The sequence below is a fragment of the Pedobacter sp. ASV1-7 genome, from assembly GCF_040203335.1.
Classification (GTDB): Bacteria; Bacteroidota; Bacteroidia; order Sphingobacteriales; family Sphingobacteriaceae; genus Pedobacter.
On sequence record NZ_JBEHBV010000003.1, the window covers coordinates 530,583 to 555,461 of the forward strand.

Annotated in this window: 25 protein-coding genes, 1 tRNA gene and 1 pseudogene; 9 read left to right on the forward strand and 18 right to left on the reverse strand. The window is 35.5% G+C overall.

Features of this window, described 5'->3' with window-relative positions; all coding sequences use genetic code 11:
• Positions 1 to 66: 66 nt before the first annotated feature.
• Together ABDJ41_RS10175 and tsaD are read right to left on the reverse strand one after the other, a co-directional pair.
• The gene (locus ABDJ41_RS10175; RefSeq protein WP_349785887.1) at positions 67 to 294 is read right to left on the reverse strand and encodes a hypothetical protein; all 228 of its coding nucleotides are present in this window, start codon (positions 292 to 294) and stop codon (positions 67 to 69) included.
• Between the two features lie 37 nt (positions 295 to 331).
• A complete protein-coding gene (gene tsaD, locus ABDJ41_RS10180) occupies positions 332 to 1,333 on the reverse strand; it encodes a tRNA (adenosine(37)-N6)-threonylcarbamoyltransferase complex transferase subunit TsaD (protein WP_349785888.1) in 1,002 nt (333 codons plus the stop codon).
• A gap of 117 nt (positions 1,334 to 1,450) precedes the next feature.
• Here tsaD and ABDJ41_RS10185 point away from each other — a divergent pair, with 117 nt between their 5' ends.
• Positions 1,451 to 5,857, forward strand: coding sequence for a translocation/assembly module TamB domain-containing protein (locus ABDJ41_RS10185; RefSeq protein ID WP_349785889.1), 4,407 nt, complete (start codon positions 1,451 to 1,453; stop codon positions 5,855 to 5,857).
• A gap of 4 nt (positions 5,858 to 5,861) precedes the next feature.
• On the opposite strand, the gene ABDJ41_RS10190 is transcribed toward ABDJ41_RS10185, so the two are convergent.
• The 3 genes from ABDJ41_RS10190 to ABDJ41_RS10200 form a co-directional block, all read right to left on the reverse strand.
• Positions 5,862 to 7,073, reverse strand: a complete 1,212-nt coding sequence (locus tag ABDJ41_RS10190; protein WP_349785890.1) for a bifunctional 3,4-dihydroxy-2-butanone-4-phosphate synthase/GTP cyclohydrolase II — start codon at positions 7,071 to 7,073, stop codon at positions 5,862 to 5,864.
• A gap of 149 nt (positions 7,074 to 7,222) precedes the next feature.
• On the reverse strand, positions 7,223 to 8,662 hold the full coding sequence (locus tag ABDJ41_RS10195; RefSeq protein WP_349785891.1) for an LptF/LptG family permease: 1,440 nt from the start codon (positions 8,660 to 8,662) through the stop codon (positions 7,223 to 7,225).
• Between the two features lie 30 nt (positions 8,663 to 8,692).
• Positions 8,693 to 9,073: an START-like domain-containing protein gene (locus ABDJ41_RS10200; RefSeq protein WP_349785892.1), complete on the reverse strand. Its 381-nt coding sequence runs from the start codon at positions 9,071 to 9,073 to the stop codon at positions 8,693 to 8,695.
• Positions 9,074 to 9,629: 556 nt separating this feature from the next.
• On the opposite strand from ABDJ41_RS10200, the gene ABDJ41_RS10205 reads away from it, so the two are divergent.
• The 8 genes from ABDJ41_RS10205 to chrA all read left to right on the forward strand — a co-directional run bounded on the left by ABDJ41_RS10205 (position 9,630) and on the right by chrA (position 17,506).
• Positions 9,630 to 10,754, forward strand: a complete 1,125-nt coding sequence (locus ABDJ41_RS10205; protein WP_349785893.1) for a tyrosine-type recombinase/integrase — start codon at positions 9,630 to 9,632, stop codon at positions 10,752 to 10,754.
• A 182-nt stretch (positions 10,755 to 10,936) separates the two neighbouring features.
• A complete protein-coding gene (locus tag ABDJ41_RS10210; RefSeq protein ID WP_349785894.1) occupies positions 10,937 to 11,719 on the forward strand; it encodes a hypothetical protein in 783 nt (260 codons plus the stop codon).
• 67 nt (positions 11,720 to 11,786) lie between these two features.
• Entirely contained in the window at positions 11,787 to 13,316 is a 1,530-nt protein-coding gene (locus ABDJ41_RS10215) for a primase-helicase family protein (RefSeq protein WP_349785896.1), read from the forward strand.
• 346 nt (positions 13,317 to 13,662) lie between these two features.
• Positions 13,663 to 13,851 carry a hypothetical protein gene (locus tag ABDJ41_RS10220; RefSeq protein WP_349785897.1) on the forward strand — a complete coding sequence of 63 codons (189 nt, stop codon included), beginning with the start codon at positions 13,663 to 13,665 and terminating at the stop codon, positions 13,849 to 13,851.
• A 326-nt stretch (positions 13,852 to 14,177) separates the two neighbouring features.
• Entirely contained in the window at positions 14,178 to 14,546 is a 369-nt protein-coding gene (locus ABDJ41_RS10225; RefSeq protein ID WP_349785898.1) for a hypothetical protein, read from the forward strand.
• Between the two features lie 315 nt (positions 14,547 to 14,861).
• Positions 14,862 to 14,935, forward strand: a tRNA-Met gene (locus ABDJ41_RS10230).
• Positions 14,936 to 15,223: 288 nt separating this feature from the next.
• Positions 15,224 to 16,375 carry a hypothetical protein gene (locus ABDJ41_RS10235; protein WP_349785899.1) on the forward strand — a complete coding sequence of 384 codons (1,152 nt, stop codon included), beginning with the start codon at positions 15,224 to 15,226 and terminating at the stop codon, positions 16,373 to 16,375.
• Positions 16,376 to 16,378: 3 nt separating this feature from the next.
• Positions 16,379 to 17,506 carry a chromate efflux transporter gene (chrA, locus tag ABDJ41_RS10240; protein WP_349785900.1) on the forward strand — a complete coding sequence of 376 codons (1,128 nt, stop codon included), beginning with the start codon at positions 16,379 to 16,381 and terminating at the stop codon, positions 17,504 to 17,506.
• Here the strand turns inward: chrA and ABDJ41_RS10245 are convergent.
• The 13 genes and pseudogenes from ABDJ41_RS10245 to ABDJ41_RS10305 all read right to left on the reverse strand — a co-directional run bounded on the left by ABDJ41_RS10245 (position 17,499) and on the right by ABDJ41_RS10305 (position 24,868).
• The gene (locus ABDJ41_RS10245; protein ID WP_349785901.1) at positions 17,499 to 17,765 is read right to left on the reverse strand and encodes a hypothetical protein; all 267 of its coding nucleotides are present in this window, start codon (positions 17,763 to 17,765) and stop codon (positions 17,499 to 17,501) included. The genes chrA and ABDJ41_RS10245 overlap by 8 nt on opposite strands.
• A gap of 4 nt (positions 17,766 to 17,769) precedes the next feature.
• Positions 17,770 to 17,907, reverse strand: a complete 138-nt coding sequence (locus ABDJ41_RS10250; RefSeq protein WP_349785902.1) for a hypothetical protein — start codon at positions 17,905 to 17,907, stop codon at positions 17,770 to 17,772.
• A 3-nt stretch (positions 17,908 to 17,910) separates the two neighbouring features.
• Entirely contained in the window at positions 17,911 to 18,681 is a 771-nt protein-coding gene (locus ABDJ41_RS10255) for a metallophosphoesterase family protein (RefSeq protein WP_349785903.1), read from the reverse strand.
• Between the two features lie 181 nt (positions 18,682 to 18,862).
• Entirely contained in the window at positions 18,863 to 19,939 is a 1,077-nt protein-coding gene (arsB, locus tag ABDJ41_RS10260) for an ACR3 family arsenite efflux transporter (RefSeq protein ID WP_349785904.1), read from the reverse strand.
• 2 nt (positions 19,940 to 19,941) lie between these two features.
• A complete protein-coding gene (locus ABDJ41_RS10265) occupies positions 19,942 to 20,790 on the reverse strand; it encodes a universal stress protein (RefSeq protein ID WP_349785905.1) in 849 nt (282 codons plus the stop codon).
• A 61-nt stretch (positions 20,791 to 20,851) separates the two neighbouring features.
• Positions 20,852 to 21,076 (reverse strand): annotated as a pseudogene (locus ABDJ41_RS10270) (arsenate reductase/protein-tyrosine-phosphatase family protein); the annotation flags it as partial.
• Entirely contained in the window at positions 21,045 to 21,389 is a 345-nt protein-coding gene (locus tag ABDJ41_RS10275; protein ID WP_349785906.1) for a GNAT family N-acetyltransferase, read from the reverse strand. The gene ABDJ41_RS10275 and the pseudogene ABDJ41_RS10270, both read right to left, overlap by 32 nt.
• Positions 21,365 to 21,502, reverse strand: coding sequence for a hypothetical protein (locus ABDJ41_RS10280; protein WP_349785907.1), 138 nt, complete (start codon positions 21,500 to 21,502; stop codon positions 21,365 to 21,367). Before ABDJ41_RS10280 ends, ABDJ41_RS10275 begins: the two co-directional genes overlap by 25 nt.
• Positions 21,503 to 21,512: 10 nt before the next feature.
• Complete coding sequence (locus ABDJ41_RS10285; RefSeq protein WP_349785908.1) at positions 21,513 to 21,980, reverse strand: DUF6428 family protein; 468 nt, start codon at positions 21,978 to 21,980, stop codon at positions 21,513 to 21,515.
• Positions 21,981 to 22,036: 56 nt separating this feature from the next.
• Positions 22,037 to 22,366 (reverse strand): ArsR/SmtB family transcription factor, encoded by a 330-nt coding sequence (locus tag ABDJ41_RS10290; RefSeq protein WP_349785909.1) that lies wholly within the window; start codon positions 22,364 to 22,366, stop codon positions 22,037 to 22,039.
• 617 nt (positions 22,367 to 22,983) lie between these two features.
• Positions 22,984 to 23,172 (reverse strand): hypothetical protein, encoded by a 189-nt coding sequence (locus ABDJ41_RS10295; RefSeq protein WP_349785910.1) that lies wholly within the window; start codon positions 23,170 to 23,172, stop codon positions 22,984 to 22,986.
• A gap of 97 nt (positions 23,173 to 23,269) precedes the next feature.
• Positions 23,270 to 24,058, reverse strand: coding sequence for a hypothetical protein (locus ABDJ41_RS10300; RefSeq protein WP_349785911.1), 789 nt, complete (start codon positions 24,056 to 24,058; stop codon positions 23,270 to 23,272).
• Between the two features lie 12 nt (positions 24,059 to 24,070).
• Entirely contained in the window at positions 24,071 to 24,868 is a 798-nt protein-coding gene (locus tag ABDJ41_RS10305) for a hypothetical protein (RefSeq protein ID WP_349785912.1), read from the reverse strand.
• Positions 24,869 to 24,879 lie beyond the last annotated feature (11 nt).

Below are 24,879 nucleotides of genomic sequence, written 5' to 3' on the forward strand. Positions count from 1 at the left end.
GCCGTTGCAGATTGTACATTGCAACGGCATTTTTTTATCTAAATACTAAATAAGTAACTTAGTCCCCTACCTATAACTTGGCATTTGAGATTTTGATTTTAATTTCGACCCCTCTCCAGTCTCCATAAACTTAGAATCAAATTTAATGATAGCGATAAGTGCTATAATCGCCATTCCTACTAAAATAAATAAGGCCATATAATTCCTTTCCTTATCTTTTGTTATAATCCAGGCCATAAAAACAACCAATGGAATTAACATCAATCCAAAAAAAATATAACTCGCTGCACTCATAATCTCTCTATTTAATTTTTAATATTCTATTCTTATTTTAAAACTCCATTCTTGAAAGTGGAGCAACATCCTGTCCAACAAAGTCTCCTTTTAAATACTTATGATAGCCGGCTATAGCAATCATTCCTGCATTGTCTGTACAATATTGAAATGCCGGAATATAGACATTCCAATTTAATTCCTCTGCCATTTCTTGTAAAGTACTTCTTAATCCACTATTAGCCGAAACACCACCTGCAATTGCAATCTGTTTTACTCCATATTGCCTGGCCGCCACTTTCAGTTTATTTAACAAAATATGAACAATACTATGTTGAACTGAAGCACAGATATCCGCTAAATTTTCATCAATAAAATTCGGATTACTTTTCTCTTGCGCCCTGATAAAGTATAGAATAGAGGTTTTTAAACCACTAAAACTATAATTTAAATCTTTGATTTGTGGATCAGCAAATTTAAAAGCGTTCGCATTACCTTCCTTTGCATATTTGTCAATTAGTGGTCCACCAGGATAAGGCAAGTTTAATATTTTAGCCGTTTTATCAAACGCTTCACCTGCTGCATCATCCAATGTTTCGCCAACTATTTCCATATCAAAATAATCTTTAACAAGAACAATTTGAGTATGACCACCAGATACTGTCAGGCAAAGAAAAGGGAATTCGGGCTTCGGATCATCAATAAAATGTGCCAAAATATGAGCATGCATATGGTTTACTGAAACCAATGGCAGATCAAGAGCTAAAGCAAAAGATTTAGCGAAAGAAACGCCGACCAATAAAGAACCTAATAGCCCTGGACCTCTTGTAAATGCAATCGCACTTAAGTCCTTTTTATCTATTTTAGCATCAGTTAATGCCTGATGTATAACCGGAACAATATTTTGTTGATGTACCCTTGAAGCTAACTCAGGAATTACACCACCATAATTTTCATGAATTGTTTGGTTTGCAATAACATTGGCAGTAATTTTGCCGTTGTTACATATGGCAACTGAAGTTTCATCACAAGAAGACTCTATAGCAAGTATTACAGACACAGTTATATATAATTAAGATACAAAACTATTAAAAAACTATTAAAAATACTTCTTTGGCTTGTTGCATCAGTAATTTTACTCGTTGCGATTCTCATTTTCGCCCTTCAGTTTAGGCCGGTGCAAACTTATGTAGCGAAAAAAGCGGCCAGCTATCTTTCTAATGAACTAAATACAACCATATCTTTAAGTGGCATCTATATAAAACCATTCAAGTATGTCGTAATTGAAGATCTGGTTGTTCTAGACCAACAAAAAGATACCATATTAAGCACACCAAAATTCCTCGTAAACATTAACGAATTCTCCCTAAAAAGGAGAGTTATTGCGGTTAATACAGTTCAAATCAATGATGGATCTTTTTTCTTAAAATCGTATAAAGACAAATCTACAAACCTAGACTTTATCATAGATTATTTTGATTCAGGTCCTAAAACTGTTAAGAAAAAGCAAAGTAAACCTTATCAGATTTCTTTTGATAAAGTAATTCTGAACAATATTGCCTTTAAGTACAAGAACTACAGAGTTGATACTGTAATGAAAAGTATAAACTTTGATGATGTTGCCTTAACTGATTTAAATGGCATCTTTGAAGGGTTTAATACTAAAGACCACATCCTTCAAACCAATATAAAAGATCTTACCTTCAAAGAAAAAAGTGGCTTTTACCTCAAAAACCTTTCTGCATTTACTACAATAGATACCAATAATATTGAATTAAAGAACCTGCTGCTGGTTACCAATAGAACCAGGTTGACCGACTATTTTCAAATGAAGTTTAAAAGCTACAGCGACTTTAACGACTACATTAACAAGGTACGGATGAATGCAAACTTTGTTGATAGCCATATCTCATCCAGAGATGTTGCCTATTTCACTTCAGAACTTGACCATATGAACCTCGATATTGATGTGGATGGGAAAATAACTGGTCTTGTAAATAACTTAAGGGCTAAGTCTCTGGCTATTAAAGCTGGTAAAGCGACTTATATAAAAGGCGACTTCATCCTAAAAGGTCTTCCCTACATTAAGGAAACCTTTATGGATCTGAAAATTGATATGGCCGGCACTAATAAGGCCGATCTGGATGAGATTGTAGCTGACATTACAGGTAAAAAGGGTGCCATAGTACCCAAAATCGTTGACAAATTTGGCAATGTTAATTTCAACGGGTCATTTACAGGATTTAAAAATGATTTTATCGCCTTCGGAGAGTTCAAAACAAAACTGGGAAGACTAGTTTCAGATGTAAACATGAAGATTGATAAAAGCGGCACTCCTTCTTATACTGGCAGTGTCAAAACATATGACTTTGATTTGGGTACTCTGGTTAATGAGAAAACACTGGGTAGAATCACAGCATCATTAAATATAAAAGGAAGAGGTACCGAAATCAATGACTTATCTGAAAAATTGAATGGCGATATTAATTATATTGACTTTAATAACTACAGATACCACAATGTTAAAATCGACGGCACTTTTGACAAGAAATATTTTGATGGCAGATTAACAATTGATGATAAAAATGTTCAACTTGCTTTTGACGGAGGTGTAAACCTAAATCCTAAACTACCGGTATTTAACTTTAAGGCGACTATAAAAGACGCCAAATTAAAGGCACTAAAACTATATAAAGACTCTCTGAAAATAGATGCAATATTTAGTACTAATTTTTCCGGAACCAATTTAAACAATATTCAAGGTAATCTTCGTCTACAAGAAATAGTCTTAGATAACGTAAAGGGTATTTATCATATAGACTCAGTTGAGCTACAAGCCAGCGGATTAGGTAAAGACCGTAGCTTAACAATTAAGTCAGACATTCTTGATGCCAGTATAAAGGGACAATATGATCTAAATACTATCCCCTCTTATTACAAAGCCCTTGCAAAGAAATACATTCCATCTTTAAAGGCGGATATTGTTAGGTATAGTGATCAGGTTTTTCAATTTAACCTTAATATTAAACGATTTGAGCCAATAGCAGAACTATTGGTACCAGGGCTTGAGTTAGAGGACCAGGCAATTTTTGTAGGTAATTTCGATTCTCCAAATAATACAGCTACACTAAATGGGTATATAAAAAAATTAAAATACCAGGGCGTAGTTGTAAACAACATCATTGTCGACGAAAATACCAGTACCAACCAATTACAAGCTATTATAACATCCGACAGGGTTGACCTGAATGATAGTCTCTATATCAAAGATGTGGCTATTTCTAATATTTTACGTAACGACAGCCTAACTTTAAACGTTAAATTATCAAATGAAGATGATTTAAGTAAGCTGGATTTAAACGGCCTGGTAGAGTTTTCGAATGATACAACCGCAAGGATAAGCATTCTTCCATCCATTTTAATGGTATACAATGAGGAATGGAAAATTGAGGAACAGGTTAGGATTAATTTCCATGAAGGAAAAACGGAGATTAGTAATTTCGAACTTAGTAATGGAAAACAATTTCTAACATTAGATGGAACACTTTCCAGTACACCTGAAGACATTATGCGTGTTGGCTTTAAAGACTTTAATCTTACCACCCTAAATCCTTTTATAAAAAGTACAGGGCTTAAAATAAGTGGAAATGTGAATGGAAGTACCGCTCTGTCTAATATCCTGAAATCCCCCGAGATTCATGATAACCTTAAAATAGATTCACTCATCTTTAACGACACCTATATTGGCACCTTAACGGATACATCATCGTATAGTAGATCGAAAAACATAGCAAATATTTATACAAATATTATATCCGGAGAAAGAGAAACATTGAGAGCCACTGGTAGCCTTGATCTAGAGAAAAAGGAAATTGATGTAGCAGTAAATCTTGACCAAACAGAACTGGTTGTCCTTGCCCCCTTTGTTAAAGAACTTGTTTCAGATTTGAAAGGAAATGTTTCTTCAGACCTGACAATTAAAGGTTCTTTTGATAAGCTAGGTATTAAAGGAACTATAGCATTAGACAGTGCAGCCATGACCATTAATTACCTCAAGACAAGATATACAATATCTGATGAGGTAACAGTTAACAACAGTGTCATTGATATTGGTGAGCTCACACTGCATGACATTGATGGTAACGAGGCTGTAGCTATGGGTACTGTTGATTTAAACGACATTAACAACCCCACCCTTGATGTAAAAATATCTGCCAACAAGTTTATGGCACTTAATACTTCTGAAAAAGACAATCCATTGTATTTCGGACAGGCTTATGCTACCGGAACATTTGAATTTAGGGGGCCTACAAATAAAATGTTTATAGGCATTAAGGCTAAAACAGAAAAAGGAACAGTTTTCAATCTACCATTAAACAGCTCTGAGACTGTTTCCAGCAAGGACTTCATTACCTTTGTAAGTAAAGACACCACCAATTTTGTAAAAAAACAAACGAGCTTTGATGGCTTAACGATGAGTTTAACCTTAGATGTTGATGCCAACAGTACGGCCAATATCTTTACATCGTTAGGTAACCTGAGCGGCAGAGGAAATTCTAAAAACCTGGTACTGAATATCAATAGTCTTGGTGATTTCGAAATGTCTGGCGATTACATTATTGAGTCTGGAAGCTTTGACTTTACAGCACAGGAAGTAATAAATAAAAAATTTAATATCAGACAAGGAGGAACGATTAGATGGACAGGTAATCCAACTGCTGCCCAAATCAATTTGAAAGCTATATACTCCCTTAGAGCCAGCCTCACGGACTTATATTCTGCTGCGAACAGAGAAGGGAACAACTCTAATGAAAGAGTCCTTACTGAAGTTGAAATGGGATTAACTGGATTACTGTTGCAACCAGACATCAAACTAGATGTATTCTTCCCATCAAACCCAGCTATCCGCGAAGAAATGCAGTCTTACTTTAATGACGACAACAATAGAAACCTGCAAGCACTAAGCTTAATTATCAGAAGAAGTTTTGCACCTGGTTCAGGAAAAGAGGCCCTGGGTAAGCAATTAACTTCTGGGGTAGCAAGTACGGCGACAGAGTTATTATTTAATCAGTTTAATAATGTATTATCTTCTTTAAACCTCGACTTCGTTGACATCAATATACGATCGCTAAGTGAAGCAAATGCTTCTTTCCGCTTTTTCGAAGACAGGGTTATTTTAAATGCGGGAATTGTTGATAAACGAGTTAGTAATAGCGATTTATCCCCAATTGGATTTGATCAAAACTCTGTAGGTGGTGAAGTAGAGGTACTAGCATTAATTAAAAAAGATGGAACTCTAGTTGGTAAACTGGCCAACAAGCCTCCAACTCAACAAAGTATTTTCAATACTGGTATTAACCAGAATACAAATGTTACTTCAGTTGGTCTGATTTATACCCAACAGTTTGATAGTTTCAAAGAGTTTCTTCAGAAAATTACAGGGAAAAATCGAAGAGACGAAAAGAAGAAAAATGAAGAGCGCAAAAAAAAGGCCGTTGAAGATGAGAAAAAATCTTCAACGGCTCCTATATCTGTTGGAAAAGACGCAGTCCTTAACGATCAAAAAAAACTAAAAAAGAAGTAACCAATTAGCCTTTCATAATCTGATGTCCCATCTTATCACGTTTTGTTTTTAAATATTGTTCATTGTGAACGTTGCTCTCTATTTCTATAGCAATATTTTCTACAATCTCTAGTCCGTATCCAATTAATCCAGCTCTTTTTGTAGGGTTATTAGACATTAATCTCATTTTAGTAACGCCTTGTGCTCTTAAGATTTGGGCCCCTACACCATAATCACGTTCATCACCTTTAAATCCTAGTTTGATATTGGCTTCAACCGTATCAAATCCGGCATCCTGCAGATTATAAGAACGAAGTTTATTAATCAGCCCAATTCCGCGACCTTCCTGATTCATATAAACAACAACACCTTTTCCCTCCTTGTTAATCATCTCCATTGCTTTATGTAATTGTGGACCACAATCACAGCGGCATGAACCAAAAATATCACCAGTAACACATGAGCTATGAACGCGTGCTAATACAGGCTCATCCGCAGCCCACTCACCTTTACTGATGGCTAAATGTGTTGCATTATTGTCTATCTGTGTGTAAGCAGTCATATTAAAATCACCCCATTGTGTAGGTAGATTAATAGTAACCTCTTCCTTTATTAAAGACTCTTTGCTTAATCTATATGCGATCAGATCTTTTATAGAAATGATTTTTAACTGATGTCTTTCAGCAATTTTAATCAAATCTGGTAATCTTGCCATTTCTCCATCCTCTTTTAAGATTTCAACAAGTACACCTGCAGGTTGAAAACCCGCCAAGCGAGCTAGATCTACAGTAGCCTCTGTATGGCCAGAGCGGCGCAACACGCCACCATCTTTAGATCTTAATGGGAATATATGCCCCGGTCTACCTAACTCAGATGGATCAATATTAGGGTCAATTAAGGCCATAATGGTTTTTGATCTGTCTGACGCAGAAATACCAGTTGTACAGCCATATCCTTGCAAATCGACAGACACTGTAAAGTTGGTTTCATAAACAGCAGTATTCTTACCTACCATAGGTTCTAAGCCGAGCTCGTCACATCTCTGTTCTGTTAAAGGAGCACAAATCAGACCTCTACCATAGGTTGCCATAAAATTGATTACTTCAGGCGTAGCATTCTCCGCCGCAGTTAAGAAATCACCTTCATTTTCTCTGTCTTCATCATCTACAACGATGATAACTTTTCCTGCTTTTATATCCGCAATAGCGTCTTCTATTGCATCGAGTTTAATTTCCATTTTTAAAGTTTATCGACTTTCTTATGCTGATAGGCAGCAATTGAATGTCTATTAAAATTACATTACAAAGTTACAACCTTCGAATACAAATTTACGCCATAAAATATCATAAATAAGTAATGAATAAACAGTTGTACCCTTATTATTGATTAGCTTCCTTCCGCAGCCTTTTTCCTGTTAAATTTTTTAAGCAAGTTTAGGAATATCTGTTTAAAATAATTTACATCGAACAAAGCGGAGTCAACCGTTGCTTTGTAAGTTAAAAATGCCCCCAATGGGGACAATATGATAATGGCTAGCCACATCCCGAAAAATGGAGTCAAAGACCCTGTTGTAGCAGATTTCTCTGATACTGTTGCAATAATATGATATAACAAGAAAAACACGATAGCGACCACTACAGGTAGTCCTAAGCCACCCTTTCTAATAATAGCTCCCAATGGTGCCCCTATAAAAAACAGTAGTAAACAAGAAACTGCGAGCGTAAATTTCTTTTGATATTCAATCTGCACCTTAATAATAGCCTTTGTCCGATCAGCAAAATCGGACATACGTCCAGAAGCAGTTTGCATCACTGAATTAGCTTGATCCAGCGCTCCCTGCACAACGGCTAGTTTTTGATCTTTAGGAACCGTTTTTAAAACAGGCTCTTCAACAGCTTTTACTTTAGGAAGTTCTTTCGTATAGCCTTTGGTGTAGTTATTCTGCTTGTAATAACTACTTACATTCAATGCTGCAAACTTATTGACGCTATCCAATTCCCGTGATAGTGAGTCTTCTTTCTTTTTAAGCCCTTTTAGATCGAGCATTTGCGTATTCCCTCTAAACCCCTCCTCATCAGTCCGATTCATCTTAAAGCTAGAAATATCAAATTTCTGATCGGTTTCTTTAAACCGCATTCGGGTTAGTTCTTGTCGTGGATTATAAGACGTATTTTTTCCGCTCGACTCTTCATACCTTACTCCATCATGAAGTTTAAGCAATAAATAATCATCGTCTTTCGACATTTTCCCTTCTTTGGCGATGATGATTTTAGCAATCCCATTGTTTCCTGTATGATCATAGATCATTACATTTTTCAATTTGCCATTATCATATTTCTTATCAACCCTGATAGAATATCCTGGTATACTATTATTAAAAACCCCCTCTTTAATCAGAAAGGATAGTTTTTTGTTTCTGATATCCCACAGCAATGATCCAAATTTTAGATTTGCTTTGGGTAGCATATAGTCTGAAAAGATAAAGGAGCTAATGGCAAGACCAATAATCAGTACCAATAATGGCATCATTGCCTTTTGCAAAGATATTCCTGCTGATTTAATTGCAACAAGCTCGTAATTCTCTCCCAGCGTACCGAAAGTCATAATTGAAGACAGCAAAATGGACAGCGGGAGTGCCATTGAAACATTTGCTGCAGATGCGTAGTACATTAATTCAAGTATGACGTACCATTCAAATCCTTTTCCGATCAGATCGTCAACATACTTAAACAAAAAGAGCATCAATAGAATAAACATCACTATAAAAAAAGTGACGAAGAAAGGCCTTATAAATGCTTTGACAAGTAGTAAATGTATCTTTTTCAATATACAAATGTAGGCAAAGCCAACGGAAAATTAAGCACCTAATACACTATGCAGGTAGTTTATTTGATTATCCCAGATTAATGTACGTTCAGCAAGGGTATCTTCTGTAGCAAAGTCAGTAATAGAAAGTGCTACATCATTTGTTAATTCATCCTGTACTATTTCCATTTCGAAATAACAATGAGGTTCATCATCCAGCCATTTGAATTTCACAAGTTTATTTTCCTTTATACTTAAAAGCTTTGCTTTTTGTATTTCATCATCCCATGTGAATGTATAAAGCTGGTCACGGAAAATCACGTCATCGGCAAACCACTGAGAAAGACCATTAGGCTCACTAATGAAGCTGAACAAAATACGTGGAGACGATCTCAACTCATATTCCAGGGTAAATTTTTTCTTTTCTGACATCGTTGACACTTATTTTCTATTTATTGTATAACACTGATTTCTAAAGAAAAGTAATTTATTCTATATTTGCAACTCTTTAGAAAATCACTCTGATTTTTTATTACACAAAAGGTCATACACTTCAATCAGACACCTAACGGAAAATCAGATATTGATAGAGCATATAGGGCTTTAAATTATTATAGTGAGGTTTGTTCAGGACAATCATGAATTAAAAATAAGTAGCTTAGTATCACCACAAAAACTTCATTAAAAGACTTATTGTATATTTATTTTTCATTATTTGAAATCATTCTCCTATATTTGCAGCTCCAAAAAATATTACAACTAATACAGCATGTATTATTTTTAAAATCCGGCGGGGTAGCTCAGATGGTTAGAGCGCAGGATTCATAACCCTTTCACAATCCCACTTCATCAATTCCAATCAAGCATTTTGACTTAAATTGTAAGTTTTGATACATGAATGAGACAATTCATTATAATAGGATGAAATCTACAAGGGAAACCACCGTTTAAACTTTTCGTTATTGCTTATACATAATCTACACGATTTATGTATACCCAACCTCAAATCTCAACAAATGGAGATTTAAATTCACGCTCCTTCATCTACTTCTATTACGATAATAAAAGATACAAAATCTACAATGGAAACAAATTAAACCTACCCATATTTCCCAATCATGCAAAAACTATTAAGCAAAGAAATACTCTACTAAAACAGCTTCAATTTGAATTCCATAAAGCGTTAAGTAACAATTGGAATCCTAATATCGTAGTGGAAACAAATGAAAATATAGATACTAAATCTTGCTTTTTACAGATACTAAATGAGAAGTTGAATTCTCCGTATAGCAAAACCTATAAAAGAGATTTGCAAAAGATATGTTCCCAATACTTGGAGTTTCTAAAACCTGTCCTTTTAGAGAGAGAAATTAAGGATATTCCCTCCAATACAATAGAGCAGTTTCTAAACCAATTTAAGAGTTCAGGCAGACACTACATGAACAAAAGAAGAATGCTTTGTATCTTTTATTCAGAAGTGGTGAGAAAAGGGTATTTAGAAAAAAATCCAATCGCGACAACAGCTAAGCAAAAGACGAAGGCAAAGTTACATGAGATTTACCCAGAGCAACAATTAAAAAACGTTTTAGAATTCTTGAAGGAGGAGAATTACAACCTATACTTATGCGCTCTAATAACTTACGGTTGCTTATTAAGACCACACCAAGAAATAAGAGGATTGAAAAGAAAGCATATTAATGAGGATTTCACACAAATTCTACTATCAGGTGGCGAAAATAAAAGTGGTAGAATTAGAACTGTATTTATCCCTCCATATCTTCAATTGGAACTAAAAAAACAACTATCAGCCGTTACAGATATGGAGACCAATATCTTCACACTTGATAATCAAATAACGTTTAATGATGATTACTTTAAAACTCAATGGTCAAGAGCAAAACGTAAAATGCTTAAACAAAATCTAGTCTTAGAAAATCAAACTTTATATTCATTTAGACATACAGCAGTTGTAAACGTTTATCGTAAAACAAAGGACTTACAAATCATACAACAGCTATTGCAGCACTCCAATATGATTGTAACGTTAAATTACCTAAGGGGGTTAGGAGAAATAAGTAATGAAAATCTAATTCAATCAATGCCTACTTTGTAAAATAGACCAATGATAAACAAGCTCCTAGATTAAGTTCTAGGGGCTTTTAAATTTTCTGAGGTATTAGGTAGTTCTCCTTATAGGGAAAGAGATAATTAGCTTTCATAATTAAAAAATAAAAGATATTAATCAGGGTATTCTTATAATAGATAGTTTTGTTTTAATAAAAAGGCTACCCGATTATGTTTAAACAGGAGTTAGAGGAATATAAAAGTTTAGTAGGACAAGCAAACGCATATTTTGATTTACAGAGAGGAACTACCTTAGATAGTGAAAGAGGAGTTGAGCAGTCATTTCTCATTGAAGAAGTACTTTATAATAACTACAGAAGCTTAGATAGATATAAGGCAAAATTAAAATCACTTACTACTCTATTGGAAGTAGATATTAGATATATTGAAGATGCCCAGAAATTTGGTATTGGAAAGGATTCAAGTCTAATAGATGAACTTGAAGAATTAGAAAGATTGTTCATAGATAAAAACGGAGTAATAAGTCATAAAGGGTTTAAACTAGTACAACCAAATACAGGCAACATCATTAAAATAGAACAAGGATACTATGCGGAGTTTATAAGAGCTGCATACGATAGTGTCCACTATCTTAATGGACTTCTTGAAGTTGAAGTAGAATTCAGGTCTATATTCAATGGCAGCAATTCTGTAGTAGATAAAAACATCGCAATGGTGGATGGAGTATTAGTAGATTTAGGAATCACTAATATTCAGGGTGATTCTATAATAAAACCAAGGAATAAAGGAACAGTATGGATGTTAATTGATATACTGAAAGAGAATAATATCCTAAAAATCTCATCGGAATTAGTCTACATCAACGCTTTTTGGAAGTATATAAAAGCATCAGGAAAACCACCATCTAAACCACATAGAGAAAGTAAACTTTACAGTTCTAAATTGATAGGGGTGAAAGACCTTCTTAAAAATAAAATCAAAGATTTGGATTAACGACAATTTATCGACCGGACTTTATACCCCCTTTGTACTTGTATTTCTTTGCATAAAAAATATAACAATGCAAAAAGGTAACATAACAAATACTGGAAAAGGTATTTACAAGGAAGCAGTAAACTATGATGAGCTAGTTGAAGTAGGTACAAAAACAAGGGCATACCATCTTTGGGAATTTTCAAAGGAATTAAGTCTAACTGGATTAAGTAGAGAGGGATTCTTGCTTTTCTTCAATGAACATGGATTTTTTAAAAAGATAGCAACTGATGGCTCAATTGTTTTTACAAAAGTTACGGGAAACATTGTAAAATACGTTTATCCAAAGGACATCTTAGAATATACGAAAGCCTATATTTGGAGTATTGATAAGCCAATTGAACTGCATAGCTCAAAAGATAAGACAGAAGTCAAACGGATTGGAATTAGACAATTAAGAAATACATTTCTTAAGCAGTATACACTTATTATTAACGAACTGTTCTTATCAACATTGGAGTCAGATAACAGAAAAATACTAAAAGACGATAAGGAAAATGCGTATTTGCCTTTTAAGAATGTCGTTGTTAATGTAACCAAAAAAGGATTTGAGATAAAAGATTACACTCAATATAAGGACACTCTTATTTTGGAGTCACAAATAATTAATAGAGAGTTTACACTGCAATCTAATTGGAAAGAATCTCCTTTTGTAAAATTCATAATCAATATAGCAAACAACCAAACAGATAGGAAGAATGCGATTCGTTCTGTATTTGGATATTTACTACATGGTTATAATAATCCTGCAAATGCACAAGCGGTACTTCTCTATGATGAAACACTAGCAGACATTTATACACCATCTGGAGGAACTGGAAAAGGTCTTATTCGACAAGCATTAGAAAACATTAAAGCAGAAACGGCCTATTTAAATGGAAAAGGATTGAAATTAGATTCTCAGTTCCTATTTCAAACAGTAAAAGATGGTACTCCTATAGTATTCATTGATGATGTTTCGAAGACGTTCAATATAGATGTATTAAACTCAATATTGACAGAAGGTCTTATTGTCGAAAAAAAGTTTAAATCTCCTTTTCATATTCTAAAAGAGGATATGCCAAAATTTGTAATTGCATCTAATATAATATTAGCAAGTGCAGGTACAACACGTGCGAGAAGACAATTTGTTATTGAACTATCTGATTATTATTCAACTAAAATTAAGGAAGGTGTAGAACAGCCAATTGTAGCCGAACATGGAACAACCTTTTTTAAAGAAGAATGGAATTCATTTGAGTGGAATGGATTTTATACGTTTATCATTAAGTGTATTCAATATTATTTAGCTAATGGACTCCAAAAGCCTCTAAAATTGAATATGCACATTAACCAGTTGTTGCAACGATTTGGAAAACCACTGTATGATTATTTTGAAACCTTAAATCCGGAAATTGGTAAGGAGTATGACATGAAAGATATGTTAGGCAATTTAAAGGCAGAAGGAATAGTTGATGAGAATTATGGGCAACGTATTTTATCGGATAATTTTAAAGCTTATTTAAGTTCTAAGTCATTACGATATACATTCAAAAAGAGTAAAGCCATTATAGCATAATATTTTGAAGATTTAAGATTTAGATAAATTGTAGTATAAGGGTGTCCTAAAAAATATTAATAGTAATAGATACCCCTAATTATACAAAACACTAAATCCTAAATCTTTCAAATACGAACACGAGTAAGAAGAAACAATCCCGCTATTATTAAAAATAACTTAATGCTTTTTAATAAAAGTATCACACCATAGATATAAAGATTTACCCATTTGGTTACTTTATGAAACACAAAATTTTGTAAAATTTTTCCTTGCTTATGTTACAATACGAGAGCGCTTACTACATACAAAACACCCGGCCTAAAAATCGAAGAGGAATATTCCCCCCCGGCATAAATAAAAACGAATGAAAACACTAGAAGGAATTATAATCGCATTAATAACACCAATAGCATTTGCTATAGCATTTTGGATTGGTGCTGTAGTCAGAGCAGTATTAGTAAAAGATGATTATAAAGTCAGCTTTAAATCTATTATCATTAACATTGCAATAGGAATGATTGCATTGGTAATATTACAGAAGGCAACAAGGTAGAAAGAGCAAACCCCTATTCCATCCCTATAAGGATAACGATAGAACAAGAGCAACATTAAATCTCATTAATAGTTAATATCTTTACAAGAAAAAAGGAGGAATCATCTAAAATAACAAACGAGAAAACATAAATTAAAATTAACAATATAAGCGTTAACTAAAGTTCTTGTCTTAGAAACCTAGGAAATTTCAAGCACAACAAGAGCAGATAGGTCAACGTCTCATGCAATAAGCGTGGGATGTAACCCTCTGTTGTGCGGGCTTCCTAGGGCCTCTAAGATAGATGCGGTTATAATCTCACGCTTATTGTATTTACAAAACAACCTATGAGGGATTTCATCGGTAAGAAAAAAATGAGACATTATTCTGTCACAAAGAACCAAAAGAGGTTCTTAATAATATGGTGTTTAATTCATTCCTTTGCTCTTTTTGTAAATTTAGCAAACATAGAAGGAGCTGTAGACTTTAGTAAAACTGAACACTATTATGAACCTTCATATTTTCTTAGCAGAGAAAATAAGCCAGAGCAATTTTGGCCATTCGTAACTTTTTATGATAAAACCTTTAGCAACTTTACAGGAAAATGGGAAGGAACTTTCTATGGTATTTTTACTGCTTATGGATTTGAGGAATTTGTATTCTATATCTTATTAGGCTTCGCTATTATATTTATTCCTAAGCTATGGAGGAATTAGAATAGCATCACTCTTCAATTTTTGAATAAATGAAAACAGTAAATAAAAACTAAATGAGAAATACATGAGACAGCAGATATAGAAATATCCAAATAATATAGTTTTTGGGCAGGAAATTATATTAAATAAGAAACTAAAAATCAACGAACTAATTCACCAGTATAAGCAATAGCATTCGGAAGAATAAGCAGAGATAAAAGCCGCTTTAATGATATAGGAGAATATATTTTACATTTAATTTCATTGAAAAAGAATAAAACTCTATATTTGCAACTCTTTAGAAAATCACATCGATTTTTTACCGATTAAAAGCCCGGCGGGGTAGCTCAGATGGTTAGAGCGCAGGATTCATAACCCTGAGGTCGGCAGTTCGATCCTGCTCCCCGCTACTGAATAAAAGCTCACAGAAAAGTGGGCTTTTTTCACGTTCAAAAAACCTGATATTCAACGATTTACAGAATAACGCAACTAGCCCTTGCTTATTCAAATATAACAAACCTATTTATTGCACAATAAAAAGTCATAAACGCTATCAATCAGCATTTATTTGGCGCATCTGTTGGCGCATGCGCCAACCTAAAATGCAATCTCCCTCGTTGCACGAGTTGCAATTGTTAATATCTTTACACTGGATTGATTACCCTTAACAACCTGCTACTATATATAAGACTTGGATCATGATAGCCCCAATAGACTGGACAATTAAGACTACTGCTTTAAGAATGATAGATGAACCTCGGTTAACCCCTATTCCTAACAACATTATTCTTAATAAGGTAATCACTGGTTTGGGAGCAACTTATAGCGAAATCAGAGCCGACAGACACAGCATATTAGTATTACCACATAAGTGCCAGATAAATAATAAGCACGCCGATCACCAATCGATTGACTACACCTTTCCAGTTACGGAGAAACAGTCAACTACTCACCTTGTAAATCATATAATAAACCGCAAAGGCCGAAAAGTAAAGTTCCTCTCTACCCCGGAGGGATTAGGTAAAGTGATCTCTGCAATTCAAAGAACGGGTGGTAACCCTTACACTGATTATTTCTTGCTACTCGACGAATTCCACAATCTAACCAAGGATAGCGGGTATAGGGTTAATATTACATCAGCAATGTCACACTTCTTCAAGTTTGATAATAAAGCGATGATCTCCGCTACACCCTTTAAGCCTACACACCCCGGATTTAATGGGTTTACGTTCACAAAGGTTGACCACCATCGGCAGGTCAGGAAAGACATTGAGCTTTTAACTGTCAATAACCTGGGAGCAGCATTCAAAGAGTACATTGATAACTATAAGGGTGACTTACTGTTTATCTTCTTTAATACACTGAATGGCATACATGCGCTGATGCAGAATTGCAACTTGCAAAACGCTGCAAATGTATATTGCTCTGAGGATGGTGTGAAGAACTTCGATCTGAAGAACTTCAAGAACGCCTTCAATGAGATCAAGCCAAAACAAGTTGCAAAGTATAATTTCCTTACAAGTAGCTTCTTTAACGGTCTTGACATTACTGGACTGGACAAGATACCAGATATATTGATTCTTACTGATATAAAGTATGTTGCCCATACTATTATAGACCCCAACACCGATACCTATCAGATACTAGGAAGGTTCAGACCGGATAATTATGAAGATGACCAACGGGATAGGTATAATTCAGCAACACATATCATCAACACACGTCATTTTGCAAATGTTAAATTAGAAGATAGGGTAATTCAAGAGTTTCCATCATCTAAGAAGAGGTACGATCAAGTTATAGAATTACAAGCAACAACAACGGATGAATTTTTGCGTATTGAGGTTTAATTTATGGAAGCAAAACAACAGCGACTAAAAGAGTTAGCGAAACTATTTTTTAAATTAGGCTGCGTTGGTTTCGGTGGCCCTGCTGTCCACATTGCCATGATGGAAGAAGAAGTGGTGCGCAAGCGTAAATGGTTCTCCACAGCATATTTCCTTGATCTTGTCAGCGCGACCAATTTAATCCCTGGACCTAATTCAACAGAAATGACCATGCATATTGGTAATGAAAGGGCTGGATGGAAGGGACTATTGATCGCAGGCATATGTTTTATCCTTCCGGCGGTGATCATTACAACTGTATTCGCCTGGGCTTATCAGGAGTATGGTAAACTACCTGAGGTAAGCCCTTTCCTCTATGGCATTAAGCCAGCAATCATAGCTGTAATTGTTTCCATGATGATCTCCTTAGGAAAAAAAGCGTTAAAAACAGTTGAATTGGGTATTATTGGGCTTATTGCAGCGGCATTGGCTATATACGGACTGAATGAAATCTATATACTCTTTGGAGGAGGTTTGGCTGGTATTTTGATTCATTTAATAATGTCTCCCAGACAATCATTAAATAGCATTATCCCTCTTGCTTTGTTACAGGCAGGGATCTGGTCGTCTGATAAACCTGACTGGAAACTTTTTTGGATTTTCCTCAAAATAGGTGCTATTCTATATGGAAGTGGATATGTGTTGTTTGCCTTTTTGGATACCGAATTAGTTAAGACAGGATTATTAAGTAAGCAGGAATTGATTGACGCTATTGCCGTAGGTCAATTTACACCAGGACCTGTTTTTTCCTCTGCAACTTTCATTGGCTGGCAGATTGCAGGTTTACCTGGAGCAATCGCAGCAACAATTGGGATATTCCTCCCTTCGTTTATTTTTGTTTCCTTTCTCAACCCTTTGATCCCGAAACTAAGGAAATCAAAAATTATGTCGGTCTTTCTGGATACCGTAAATGTCACTTCCATATCGATCATTTTAGCCATTTGCGTAGAGATGACCCAGGCATCGATTACAAACTGGAGGACGGTTTCAATTGCAATCTTGGGATTTGCAGTGACGTTAAAATTTAAAAGGCTGAATAGTGCTTTCGTCGTTTTTGGAGGAGCATTACTCGGCTATTTGTTATGGCTTATATAGCTGAAGTCCGTTTGAAACTACAAAATAAGAAGTTTTGGATCGTATTAAAAGGTGTAGTATGATACTGCCTGATCTCTAATCCGCTGCATTTCTTTGGCCCATTTTCTGAAAACGTGCCAATAGTAAGATATCCATTAACAGATTTACGTGCAATAGCTAAATAACTTTCAATCTGTTCAGAGGTAACTAAAAAATGAAAGGGTCTACCCACAGAACCAAGATTTACCACATGCTTATATTGACCTTCGCTTGTTGCCACCCCCCTATGATAAGGTTTGTGCGAATGTCCAATAAACAACAAATCTGCATAAGCTTCTTTCGTTTTGATTATCCATATCCTGCAGCATTGCTTCAAAGGCAGGAAGATTAGCATGTATATCTGAAAATAGTGCAATCTTCATGTGCTATCCGTTTCGTAACATATCAGCATAACCATTAGGCAAAGGACTGTCTTCAACAGCTTTTGCTGCCTTTTCTATATCATACTCAAAACGGACGAACTCCACTTTAATACTATTTTTATCAGTTACCGTACTATCAGGATTGATGGTTAAGATTACGTAACCGCCTCTAGGATCCTTATCTTTTGGTTTTCCTACTGATCCGATATTTATAGCATGGCGGAAATGATCATTTCCGTCGATACCTGAATTTAAAATGCGGTGGTATGGCTGATGCGTATGACCGAAACACATGATATCAGCGTCCGCCTGCTCCATAATACGGAGCAGGCTTTTCTCATCACGGTCTTCAAATAGGTATTCGTTTACTTTACGTGGACTCCCATGCACAAAAAGGACATTACGTTTGTCATGATTCAACTGATATTCCAGTCTGATATGTGCCGGGAGCGTTCTCAAATAAGCACGCTGCTCATCTTTGACTATTTCATTGGTAAAAGAAATAGAAACTTTACCCATCGCTTTCTCTTCGTCTGTTTTGTAGGCGCATCCGCAATCATCGCTTGATCTTCCGATACCCCAATCATAATTCCCCGCAATAGTAGGAATACCCCGTTTACGGATTTCATCAATTACTTCATTAGGCCAGATGTTATAGCCCACTAAATCACCAAGGCAATAAATGGCATCTGTATTTCGTGTTTCAACATCTTTAAAAAAGGCTTCCAATGCCGGAAGATTGGCATGAATGTCTGAGAAAAGAGCAATTTTCATATAGTTCGTTTAAGTCTTTTGTGTTTTTTTTATTTTATAAGTTGTACTTAACAACATTTTAGTTTCGAAACGATCCTGCTATAATAACGGATCAGGTGCAGGTACAGCCCATCAAACAGTGCCAGTATAACAAAAGCTACTAGTAATGCGATTGCTAAGGTAAATGCGACTTCCATAACGATTAAATAGCTGGTACTGTTTTAAAATATTTTTTCCTGAACCAGAAAGCAAGGTTTACTAAAGCAATTAAAGCCGGAACTTCTACCAACGGACCTATAACTCCTGCAAATGCTTGCCCGGAATTGATACCAAATACACCAATGGCAACGGCAATAGCCAGTTCAAAGTTGTTTCCTGTAGCAGTAAAGGCAATCGAGGTACTCTTAGAATAATCAGCTCCAAAATATCGTCCTGCAAAAAAACTAACCATAAACATAATGGAGAAATAAATCACAAGCGGAATGGCAATCCTTACCACGTCCATAGGAATTTGAACGATCAGTTCACCTTTCAAACTAAACATCACTACAATAGTAAAAAGCAATGCGATCAAAGTAATTGGCGAAATAAGTGGTATGAACTTATTTTGAAACCACTCTTCTCCTTTAAGCGCAATCAGTGCATATCTGCTGATTACCCCCATAGCGAAGGGAATGCCCAGATAAATACCTACACTTTTTGCTATTTCCGAAATAGTAATATTTACATCAAGACCTTGCAGGCCAAAATATGGCGGAAGAAGAGTAATGAAAATATAAGCAAACACACTGTATAACAAAACTTGAAATATACTGTTCAGCGCAATTAATCCGGCAGCATATTCACGGTTTCCTTCAGCAAGTTCATTCCAGACAACAACCATCGCAATACATCTTGCCAAACCAATAAGGATCAGACCAACCATATATTCAGGGTAATCCCGTAAAAAAGTAATGGCAAGGAAGAACATCAGAATCGGGCCAATTACCCAGTTCAATACCAATGACACACTTAAAACCTTAGTATCTTTAAATACTTTACCCATTTGCTCATATTTAACTTTAGCTAATGGCGGATACATCATCAAAATTAGCCCAATTGCTAATGGAATATTTGTTGTTCCACTAGAAAATGAGTTGATGAAACCTGAGGACGATGGAATAAAAAAACCTATGAACACGCCAATTGCCATAGCGAGAAAAATCCAAAGAGTGAGGTAACGGTCTAAAAAGCTTAATTTTTTTCTTTCACTTGCAGGCGCGCAATTTGTTGCTGACATATTTAATTATTTTTATGAAGTAATAGCAGTGGTTTAGTCGCTTTTAGTGCTAGTTTTTTAGTGGCACTTTCATGAAACAGATTTTCGAGAAACCCTCTTTGCTTAGGTACTGCAACTATCAGATCAATTTGATTCTGATCTGAGAATTCCAAAAGTCCCGAAACTATATCTTTGTCTTCCAGATAATCAAACTCTGGATGAAGCTCATCTAAAAGATGATGCAATGCAGTTTGCTCTTTGATGAACCCTGCTGCCCCCTGGACTTCTTCCCGATCAATGTTAACAATATACAGTGAGGCATTGAATGCCTTTACAATGGTTTTAAACTGGACATCTGGTAACCCATCTACAATATCCTTCAATTCACACGCTAACATGATCCTGTTGACTTGACCAATAGGAGCTGAAGATGGAATAATAAGTAATGGGAATTCATGTCTTTTCATAAGATTTGCAGGAATTCCACCTACGCTATTTTTACCTTGATCATGTGCTCCGGATATTCCCAATACAACAAGATCCACATTTTTATGACTGACAATTTCCTCAACAGCCTTTAGAATAGATCGATCATCTGTTATGATCTCGATAGATACACTATTTCCAACGGCAAGTTCTATTTTGGTTTTCACCATATCTAGTTCTGTCAATGCTTCCTTATAGATTTCATAACGTCCGCTTGGCATTGGCACTAAAACGTCAGTAATCATGATCATATCAAGATGATCGATATGAGTGGAGTGATACAGTAGGATCCTTTCTGTTCCCATTTGACCTGCAATGGAAGAAAGGTAGGAAACTGCATGGTTTGCAGTTTCCGAAAAATCCGTTAGTATTAATATCGTCTTCATAAGATTATGCCGTTAGGTGAATTTATTAAAATTGTGTAGTTTCTCCTTTTAAGTTTTCCTGAACAAAATCGAAATCAATATCCATGTATTCATTAATGTTGTTCGACGTATGAGCAGAAATGTCAATGCCATTTTCATGCATCATTTTTATTGCTCTGGGGTTGACTCCATGTGTTTCAATCCCTGCGCTGTAAATTTGCACACTACCATCTGCAAAATGTCTTAAATACCCTTCAGCAATTTGACTACGGCAACTATTGACAGTGCATAGCATTCCAAGCTCCATTCATCTTTCCTATTTTTTCTCTATAGCCAACTTGTCGAAATCCCAACTTTTCATGCAAGGCTATACTTGACAGGTTTTCTGGAAAAATCCCTACCTGAATTGTCCAAATGCCATCTTTTTCTATTTGAATTAATAATTTTTGAAGCAGTGATTTACCTATACCCTGACCCCGAAAATTCTCATGGATATAAACACTAACTTCTGTTACTCCAGCATAAACACACCTGCCGGAAACTGGAGCCAATGCTGCCCATCCTGCAACAATGTTATTAACCATTGCTACATATCTTAAACCAGGAAGAAGGGTTCCCATTCTTCCCATGTTGGTGTATCTGTTTGAAAAGTGGCTTGTTTAGTAACTATTCCTTGCAGATAAATTAACTGAACATCTTCCCAATGAAAGGGTATCATTTCGATGATCTCCATGCTAACGGTATTAGCAGCATCCACCACCTGGGGTACAAGCTGCGCCAGAAGTCAGATTTACCATTTCAACTTTTTGTTTTTCGGCAGGGACACCACATTTATCCATTGCAAGGCATGCCGTTTTCTTAGAGATCAAAAGAAAGTTCTCGCCATCATAACCCAAGTCATATTTACCGATGGTTTCTGCCTGGTATTCCACCTCAATCTCTGAATCTTCCATTCCCAATACCTTTTCTGAAAGTGAAATGATATTGAGCAGTTTTCCTGCTTTTAATCTGTGTTCATAATCATTGGCATCCCACAATTGGAAATTGGCCACTTTTTCATGGCGTACTGTACCCCCACAGTCGATAAAATCCTTTGTGATAATTCCTACTTCTGTTACATGGAAATGTTCAGGTACTGAATTACCATTTTCCAGTTTAAAATTCACGCCTTCAGCCGTTACAAGAATTTCTTTTATTTCTGATAGTTTCATAATTTATATATTTAAAGCATTATTGCAATTTAACGATAAATCGGAATAAAAAAAGGTTAACAGCAAGCTGTTTCGCCCTTATATTCAGCAAGAAAGGCTCCTAATTGTGTTTCCAATAATTTCCATGTCTTTGGATTGATACAATAACAAACGCTAACACCTTCTATTGTACCCTGTATAATTCCTGCATTCTTTAACTCCTTTAGATGCTGCGAAATGGTAGCCTGAGCTAAACCAAGTTCACCGACAAGATCACCGCATATACAGGTGTTAGAGATCAGTATCCTTTGAAGGATAGCGATACGTGCAGGATGAGCCATAGCTTTTAAGAAGGTTGCAAGCTGGTTCTGCTTATCTGTAAATATTTCTGTTTTCGTAAGTCCCATAGTTTTATATTGTAATATTACGATATACCTCAATCCAATCCAAATATTTTTATAAAAATCTGATCAAAATATCCCCTTATTAAAAAAATAAGATCTCTCCTCTCCACCAGGACTTCAAGGATTAGGTTATGTTTTTATTTTTTTTGGCTTTCCACCCTCACTTCGTATTTTAGGTTTTAGATGTCTTGATAGATCTCTAATTCTTCGCCTGTTAGCATTAAACAAGTACTCTTATTAAGATTATTTCATATAATTAATTCTTTGATTATCCCAATTTCGAAACATCAGGATATTTTAAGAGCAACCTGAAAATGATTCCATATGAACTAGATTGTTAGATTTTCACTATTAGAAAATGATAAATATGCCTTCTTCTTTCTATATTCACCTTTAACACGATTTTTAACCGAATTCTCAAAATTTACTATGGCCTCACAATGTTCATATAGGTTCGACAAATAGCAGCTCGACTCTGCTGAAAGAAAGCTCAACGAAAGTTGGGCTTTTCTTGTTTTAAGAGGCTTTTATAAAAACCACTACATTTTCTTCGAGCATATCAGCTACAGATCGAGGATATTAAGAAAAGCAGTAAAACTGAAGAGGTCATCAACAAAAATTTAAATAACCGACATATCGAATTTTAGCATTATTCCATTGATACCGTCTTTATCCATTTTTTTACGGGCTTGTCGCAAGGCAGGCCCCAATACATTTACCCGTACCTCTTTATACAAAGCTTCGTATTCGGCAATGCAGTTTGCCAGTTGTACCAACAAGGCATCATACTGGCTGTACCGTTCGCTCAACGACTGGAGATGTAATAAAAAGCCACCAGCAGACCCGCCTTGCTGATGGCTTTCATTGTTGTTATATCTTTATAAAATCTTACCGTATTACATATTGCTATGTCCTGTCTGGATAGAAGAACATTTTCGCTAAACCCTGCCCGTAAGGCATAGGCTTATAAAAATACGGTTGCACCAATCCCAAATCATTTACTGTGGGCAAGAAAAAAGTATTTGCACCCACGGTGCTTTTACTTTGGTCGTTATCAAATGCCCATTGGTCGGTAGTACCTGCTTTGGTAAAATATACGGTGGAATTGCCCAAAAAACTTTTTGTACCAAAATCTGCTACGGCCACATAATCCACATATATCCATTTGCCCGGCGTTACGTTTTTGGCAATATAAGCCCGAAACTCCTGACCGGTTGTATTGTCCTTCTTATAAAGAAATATATCAAAAGGTTCATTACTTGTGGGATAATAAATATAAAAACCAAGTTTATTGGTGGCGGGGTCTGCTGCCGGAGTATTGATGTCTAACTCTTTGCCTTCTAAAAAAATGTAATTAAAAATAGCTTTTGTACCACTTGCAGGCAATTCTTTACTGTACACCACTTGTTTTGTGATGGTATCTGTAAGTGTAAACAGCCGCTTTTTGTCTGAGCCATAGGAGTAAACAACACTGTATCCTATTATGGAAGCCGAACTCATAATGTACTTTCCATAACCTACATTGACATTGTACTCCGTGGTATCTATACTCATCTGTAAGGCATTTTGACCTCCGTTGTAGCCATTAACCACAATCTGCATGGCTTTTTTTACATTCAGATCTTCTTTATTGCAAGCCGTAAACAGCCCCGCAACAAGTGTTATATATACTATGTGCTTTATATAATGTTTCATTGTTTCTTTAATTTATTTTGAATATAGCGTCCTAAATCTCATTTGTGTACCGGAAGGGGCTTCTCCCACAATATACAACGTAGAAGAAGCCGTTGAAGCAGCAGCCTTACCAGGGTTTGATGAATTTTCATGCCATGTATATCCTGTTCCATTGGTATAATACTCGTTTGTACCAGCCTTATAAATGCGTAGATATAGGTTCCAGGCCTGCCTAACCCCATTGATTTCTTGTATCCCTGTTTTAAAAGTTGAAAAGGTTAGCTGCTCAGCAGTAAACTCAAAAGGTTTTACATTATTGATTCGACCAATTCGCTCAATCGCTCCTGAAAGATTGTCAATTTTCACTGCTTCTATATCCACAAGTCCGGTAAAATTGGTAACATTAGGCACAAACATATAATACATTTTGACCTTGCCTTCTTCAACAGCTGGTACTTCGGGCATATCGCTTACTTTTCCATCTATATAAAGCAAACTTATTGTAGTAGGCCCATCCTTTCTGTCCAGTTCCCTTTCTAACACTAATTTCCCTGTACTTCTTTCGGAAATGGTCAATATTGCTTTATTTTTGTCTTCTGGAAAAGTATAGGCATCACTTAGATTGATAGTTGAGTTTTCGCCCAACTCATATTTGAATTTGAAAGTGTCTATTTTTACGATCAACTGCTCACTGCTACCATTATATCCTTTTAAAGTGACAGGTAACATATCACCTTTATATAAAAATTCAACTTCACCTTTATTGCAGGCTGTGGCCAGTAAGAGTATTAGCATACCCATGCAGGCGAAATATAGTTTATTGAGTTTCATTGTAATTTTTA